Source organism: uncultured Flavobacterium sp. (assembly GCF_963925415.1).
Taxonomy (GTDB): domain Bacteria; phylum Bacteroidota; class Bacteroidia; order Flavobacteriales; family Flavobacteriaceae; genus Flavobacterium.
On record NZ_CAWUTS010000077.1, the window covers coordinates 1 to 7,559 of the forward strand.

Annotated in this window: 5 protein-coding genes; 3 read left to right on the plus strand and 2 right to left on the minus strand. The window is 31.0% G+C overall.

The genetic code is table 11. The features are described 5' to 3' along the window. Positions 1-101: 101 nt before the first annotated feature. Positions 102-512, plus strand: a complete 411-nt coding sequence (ytxJ, locus tag AABM47_RS06105) for a bacillithiol system redox-active protein YtxJ (protein WP_338410039.1) — start codon at positions 102-104, stop codon at positions 510-512. 15 nt (positions 513-527) lie between these two features. On the opposite strand, the gene AABM47_RS06110 is transcribed toward ytxJ, so the two are convergent. Further along, positions 528-1,709: a hypothetical protein gene (locus AABM47_RS06110; RefSeq protein WP_338410040.1), complete on the minus strand. Its 1,182-nt coding sequence runs from the start codon at positions 1,707-1,709 to the stop codon at positions 528-530. An 87-nt stretch (positions 1,710-1,796) separates the two neighbouring features. Beyond that, entirely contained in the window at positions 1,797-3,080 is a 1,284-nt protein-coding gene (fahA, locus tag AABM47_RS06115) for a fumarylacetoacetase (protein ID WP_338410041.1), read from the minus strand. Positions 3,081-3,192: 112 nt separating this feature from the next. Between fahA and glyA the strand changes: the two genes are divergently transcribed. After that, entirely contained in the window at positions 3,193-4,467 is a 1,275-nt protein-coding gene (gene glyA, locus AABM47_RS06120; RefSeq protein WP_338410042.1) for a serine hydroxymethyltransferase, read from the plus strand. 237 nt (positions 4,468-4,704) lie between these two features. Continuing rightward, positions 4,705-7,559, plus strand: a 2,855-nt coding sequence (gene ccsA, locus AABM47_RS06125) for a cytochrome c biogenesis protein CcsA (RefSeq protein ID WP_338410043.1), incomplete at its 3' end; no start/stop codon positions are given.

A 7,559-nucleotide genomic window follows, 5' to 3' on the forward strand; every position in this document is an offset into this window, starting at 1 on the left:
TTTTTTTTTAATGCAAAACTATTCAATAGATGTATCTTTGCAAAAATAGTAAACCTAATCAAAGGATAATATAAACACATTAATTAAGCACATAATTTAAAATGGGATTATTAAATAAACTATTTGGAGTAAATAAAGAAATTAACACTCCAGAGGTTTCAGCACAAAATCCAGTAGCGACTAAGTTTTATGTATTAAATTCTATAAGTCAATTTGACAAAATCGATGAAACATCACATGTAAAACCAGTAGTGCTTTTTAAACACAGCACAAGATGTAGTATTAGTCGTTTTGCCTTAAAACGTTTTGATGCTGAGTTTAATTATACAGATGATCAAATAGAATGGTATTTATTAGACTTGTTAAGTTATAGAGATGTTTCAAATGAAATTGCATATCGCTATAACATTACACATCAGTCACCTCAGATTTTAGTTATAAGAAATGGTAAAGCAGTTTTTTCATCTACTCATGATGTTATTGCTGCAGAAGATTTAAAGCAGTTTGTTTAAGCAGCTGGTTTTATATTATTTTCTAAAACGATTTTGAGTGATAATGCTTTTAAGTTTCGCTTTCAAATCTTCACCTGAATCAAAAATCATTTGTTCGCTAGACGGAAAAGAAACGGCTCGTTTGTCAAAAAATGTATAGTAATCAGTTTCACAAGCTTTTTTGTCACCATTAAAAGTGGCATAAATGTTTTCAAAAATATATTCACTGGCTATAGGGAAAGTTTCAATCAATTGCTTGCTGTTATAATCTATATAATCAATTTTGGCCGTTATTTGTACCGATTTAAACTGTCTAAATTCATATATATTAACACGCACTGTTTTAAAATTATCTACCTGTATAGGGTTGCCTAAGCTGTCCTTTACAGCATTTCCATTATCATTTAAAAGAGTTTTGGTGCCGTCTTTTATGAGTTTTTCTTTAACAAATTCTTTTTCTTTTGATTGATCTGCAGATATGTTAATTTGACGAAAGTTAACCAATAAACCAAAATCATACGTAATGTTATTTTGTTTATTGTTATGATACAAGGTCCATTTGTCGTTTAACCCATAGGTGCTAAAATTCAATAAATCTTCTTGCAATCGAATAGGAATAACCATATTTGTTTCATTTTTTGTGTACACATGCACAAAATCGGTCCCTCTAAACTGTGCTTCATCTATTTTTTTTCTAACATCTAAATAATTAGGATTTAACTGGTCTAAATATTTTAAATCGTCATATGCTAGTCGCAAATCTACTTTATTATTTGATTCTAATAACTTCATCGAATTGGCATATAAATAGCCCGATAATCCATTTTTACTCGATATAATTTCATCGGAATAATCATCCGTTGCAAAAGTGGCATTTTTGCCTTCTTTTAATAATTTTAAAGGTAAAATACGATTTATTTTATCTTGGCGGGCTTGTAAACCTAAATATAAATTATATACTTTTTCAAAATTTACAGCATTAGCTTCTTTAGCTAGCCTCTTGCTAAGTGTTAAATCACGTTTATTAGCTTTTGCATACGCATCTTGTAATAAATACACATACTCTTGTTTGCTTTTTGCATCTTTATTTGTGCTTAATTTAGAAATACTTTTAGAAATAGCAGAATCAAAATTTCCGTTACTAATGTTTTTTTCTATACTTCCGGTTCCACAAGCTACTGTTAAAAATGATAATATTAGTAAGGTAATGTTCTTCATATAGATCTGTTTTAACTGTTTGTTTTTTTATTTTATTAAAGTTTGCAAAAAAAAATGCTGTTCTAAAGAGAGCAGCATTTTTAATATTTATTTTATTTCAATTGCAGGTAATAATTTACCAGCACATTCACCAAACCCTATTCGAACTTCATCATTTTTACAATATCCTCTCATGATTACAGTATCATTATCATTGATAAATTTTCGTTCTGATCCATCATTTAATTTCAAAGGGTTTTTACCTCCCCACGAAAGCTCTAACATCGAGCCATAACTATCGGGTGTTGGTCCAGAGATAGTGCCAGATCCCATCATGTCACCCGAATTTACTCTACAGCCATTCACTGTATGGTGAGCTAATTGTTGAGACATGGTCCAATACATGTATTTAAAATTAGATTTTGTAATAACAGTTTCTTCGGTGTTTTCGGGCTGAATAGCTACTTCTAAATTGATGTCAAACGTATATTTGTCTTTTTGTTGTAGGTATTTTAGTGGTGTAGGAGATTGTTCAGGACTTTCAACTTTAAAGGGCAATAACGCGTCCATCGTAACTATCCAAGGTGAAATAGTTGATGCAAAGTTTTTTGCTAAAAACGGACCTAAAGGTACATATTCCCATTTTTGAATATCGCGTGCACTCCAATCGTTAAATAAAACCATTCCAAAAATATATTCATCCGCTTCATCTACTGGTATAGATTCTCCCATCAAATTGGCATCTGTAGTAATAAAAGACATTTCTAATTCAAAATCTACTAGTTTTGATGGTCCAAAAACAGGTTCTTTTGCATCAGCAGGCATAGTTTGACCGTTTGGTCTTCTTATGTTTATTCCGCTTGGAACTATTGTAGAACTTCTTCCATGATATCCTACGGGTATGTGAAGCCAATTTGGCAACAACGCATTTTCTGGATCTCGAAACATTTTACCCACATTTGTGGCATGTTCTTTTGAACTATAGAAATCTGTGTAATCACCAATTTGAACTGGCAAAAGCATTTCAATATCTTTAATGTCAAAAATAACAATGTCTTTTTGTTTTAAATTATCTCGTAATGTGGGGTTGTTTTCATCAAAAATATCTGATAACCGATTTCGAACCAATTGCCATGTTTTTTTTCCGTCCGATATAAAATCGTTTAAAGTGTCTTGCATAAACATGTCATCCGTTAGGTCTATGCCATCAAAATAACCAAGTTGTTGCAAAGCCCCCATATCTATTGCGCTGTTTCCTATTCTTGTTCCTATAGTTATTACATCTTCTTTAGTAATAAACACCCCGTATGGAATATTTTGAATTGGAAAGTCAGAGTTTTCTGGTACTTTTATCCAAGTTTTTCTTTTAGGATCATTCGCTTTATTAGGCATAAATATAATGTTAATTTGTTGTTGAAAAATTATTATTCAAATATATACTTTACTATTAATTTAACAAACGAATTTCGTAAATTTGCCATAATTTTAACGAATATTCATCATTATGCAACGCGACGAACAAATTTTTGATCTTATTTTAGACGAACAAGAAAGACAAATACACGGAATTGAGTTAATAGCTTCAGAAAATTTTGTTAGTGACCAAGTAATGGAGGCAGCTGGTTCTGTATTAACTAATAAATATGCAGAAGGATATCCTGGTAAACGGTATTATGGTGGTTGTGAGGTTGTAGATGAAGTTGAAAAAATTGCAATAGATAGAGCTAAAACTTTATTTGGAGCAGCATATGCAAATGTGCAACCTCATAGTGGTTCACAAGCTAATACAGCCGTATTTTTTGCTTGTTTACAGCCAGGAGATAAAATTTTAGGATTTGATTTAGCACATGGCGGACATTTAACACACGGATCTCCTGTAAACTTTTCAGGAAAAATTTATAGTCCAGTTTTTTATGGTGTTGAAAAAGAAACAGGGGTTTTAAATTACGATAAAATTCAAGAAATTGCTACAAAGGAGCAACCAAAGATGATTATTGCAGGAGCGTCAGCCTATTCTCGTGATATGGATTTTGAGCGTTTTAGAGTAATAGCTGATTCAGTTGGTGCAATTTTGTTAGCAGATATTTCACATCCATCTGGTTTAATTGCAAAAGGCTTGATGAACGATCCTGTTCCTCATTGTCATATAATAACAACTACAACACATAAAACGTTAAGAGGACCAAGAGGAGGTTTGATTTTAATGGGCACAGATTTTAAAAATCCGTGGGGTTTAAAAACACCCAAAGGAGAAATTAGAATGATGAGTCATATATTAGATATGGCTGTTTTTCCAGGGAATCAAGGGGGTCCTTTGATGCATATTATTGCAGCTAAAGCTATTGCGTTTGGCGAAGCTTTAACAGATGAATTTTTTCGATATTCATTACAAGTTCAAAAAAATGCACAAGCGATGGCTCAAGCTTTTGTTTCACGAGGTTATGATATCATTTCAGGTGGAACAGATAATCACATGATGTTGATCGATTTAAGAAACAAAAATATTACAGGAAAAGAGGCTGAAAATGCCTTGGTAAAAGCAGAGATTACTGTAAATAAAAACATGGTTCCTTTTGATGACAAATCTCCATTTGTAACATCAGGCATACGTGTAGGTACTCCAGCTATTACTACACGTGGAATGGTTGAAGCAGATATGGAAACTATAGTTGCATTAATTGACAAAGTTATACTTAATTATACAGATGAAGCTGTTCTTGAGGCTGTTGCAGAAGAAGTAAACGAATTGATGGGCGAAAGAGCAATGTTTGTTTTTTAATTCAATTATCTTTTTAAACGGAACAAACCCGTTTCATTACATTTATAAAATGAAATAAATTGAGTTTTATAATTAAAATAAAAAAAAATCACTTTCGTTTTTTATGAAACGAAAGTGATTTTTTTGTTTCAAACAATATGTAATTATCTATTAATAATCTAAAATTTTACATCTTTTAAACTACAATTAATTACCTTTGTATTCATTAAATTAAACTTAATAGCATCTCCTTTTGATATGAAAAAAATTATATTTTCAGTCCTTTTATCTACTCGTTTAATGGCCTTTTTATTTATTGCATTTGCTGCTTCAATGGCTGCAGGAACATTTATAGAAGATGCTTATAATACAGATGTTGCTCGAAAAATCGTATATAATTCGTGGTGGTTTTCTGCAATTATGCTATTTTTTGTAATTAATTTTATTGGAAACATCAAACGATACCAATTGTATAAAAAAGAAAAGTGGGCTACCTTGCTTTTGCATTTGTCTTTTATTTTTATATTATTAGGCGCTTTTGTTACGCGTTATATCAGTTATGAAGGTATGATGCCAATACGAGAGGGTGAAACAGAAAACATATTTTATTCTGACAAAACATTTTTAACCGTGTTGGTAGATGGAGAATATAAAGGGGAAATGAAACGCAAATCTTTTTCAAAAAATGTGTTATTAACACCAATTTCTACTTTTTTTGTCAATAATAACTTTTCAATAAATGAGTCGTTTAACAGCGTTCCATTTGAAATAGAATACACTGATTTTGTGATGAATACTACAGAATCATTTGAAGCAAATGACGCGGGACAGTTTTTTATGAAGCTAGTTGAATCTAGCGATGGTGAAAGGCATGAACATTACATTAGAGAAGGTGAGGTTCAAAATATTCACAACGTACTTTTTGCTTTTAATAAATTTACACAGGGCGCTATTAATATTAGTAAAATAGAAGACGCTTATACACTTCAAGCTCCTTTTGAAGGCGATTTTATGCGAATGATTGATAAATTTCAAGGAAAAGTTGAAAAAGACACAACACAGGTATTAATGCTTCGCTCGTTGTATAATTTAGGAGGAAGTCAATTTGTATTGCCAGAGCCTGCTATCAAAGGAAATTTAGTAAATAAAACGAATGGTGATTATAAAGATAAATCTTCTGATGATGCTTTAACTGTTTTGATAAAATCTCAAGGTAAAGAAGAAAAATTAACATTGACAGGATCAAGAGGTAAACAAGGCGTGCCACAAAATGTAAAAATAGGAAAATTAGATTTCACCCTTTTTTATGGTAGTAAAATATACAACTTGCCTTTTTCTATTAAGTTAGATGACTTTATTGCAGATAAATACCCAGGAACTGATAAAAGTTATTCGGCATTTAAAAGTAAGTTAGAAATTACGGATTCAAGGTCTAATAAAGTATTTAAAGACAGTGTTTTTATGAATAATATTTTAGATTATGATGGGCATCGATTTTTTCAGGCAGGTTTTGATCCTGACGAAAAAGGCACAAATTTGTCTGTTAACCATGATTTTTGGGGTACTTGGATTACATATTTTGGCTATTTTTTGCTTTATTTTGCTTTAATGGCCATATTGTTTAATAAAAATACTCGTTTTGCCGATTTGAAACGAAAATTAGAAAATGTAAAATTGAAAAAGTCAAAATTATTGACTGTTGCTTTTTTATTCTTTTCAATGCTTAGTTTTTCACAGCATGATCACAGTGAAACAAAAGCAAACTCTGTTCAACCCGATGCTTCAAGAGCCTTAGAATTAATTTTAAAATACAAAGTTTCAGAAGAACAAGCTGATGCATTTGGTAAAATTGTAATTCAAGATGCGGGAAGATTTATTCCAATAAACACCTTTTCATCAAAACTATTACGAAAAGTATCTAAAAGTGACTCTTTTGAAGAAATGAATTCTGATCAGGTGTTGCTTTCTATGACACAGTTTCCAGAATATTGGTATAATATTCCTATTATTTATATAAAAAGAGGAAATGATAGCATTCGAAAAATTGCAGGAATTGATAAAGAAGCAAAATATGCGAAGTTGATTAATTTCTTTGATGAAAATGGAAAATATAAATTAGAACCTTTCTTAGAAAAAGCATATTCGGCTGCAATTCCTAACCAATTCGAAAAAGATTTTATAGAAACAGACAAAAAAATAAATCTATTATATTCAGCTATAGGAGGACAGATATTAAAAGTTTTTCCTGTACCCAATGATGCTAATAACAAGTGGGTTTCTTACTTAGAATTAAACGATGCTACAGGTACTACATTAGACACTATAAAAAATGTAATGCCATTTTATCTTGACGCAATTAGTAAGTCTTCACAAAATGCTAATTATAAATTACCTACAAGTCTTTTAATTGGCTTGACCAAATATCAAAAGCTATACGGTTCTAAAGTAATGCCTTCAGATAAAAAAATACAATCAGAAGTATTATACAATGCATATGACATTTTTAAAAAACTGCATTATTGGTATATGTTCGCAGGAATTTTAATGTTAATTTTTTGTATAATTCAAATGTTTTATGCTAAAAAATGGGTTACTTATACGGTTAATGGTTTCCATATTTTAATAGTATTCTTTTTTGCTTTACATTTTTTAGGATTAGTTGTTCGTTGGTATATTTCGGGCCACGCACCTTGGAGTGATGCCTACGAAAGTATGATTTATGTTTCATGGGCAACTATGTTTTTTGGATTAGCCTTTGATAGAAAATCAAAGCTAACCGTAGCTTCTGCAGCATTTGTAGTTTCCATGATATTAATGGTTGCTCACTGGAATTGGATGGACCCCACTATTGGAAATTTACAGCCTGTTTTAAACTCGTATTGGTTGATGATTCATGTTGCGGTTATAGTAGCTAGTTATGGGCCTTTTACATTAGCAATGATGTTAGGTTTGGTCTCTTTATTTTTGATGATATTCACTACAGAAAAGAACAAAGATAAAATGAAGTTAAACATTCAAGAAATTACGTATATCAATGAATTAGCTTTAACGGTGGGATTAGTAATGTTAACTATAGGAAACTTTTTAGGTGGGCAATGGGCCAATGAAAGTTG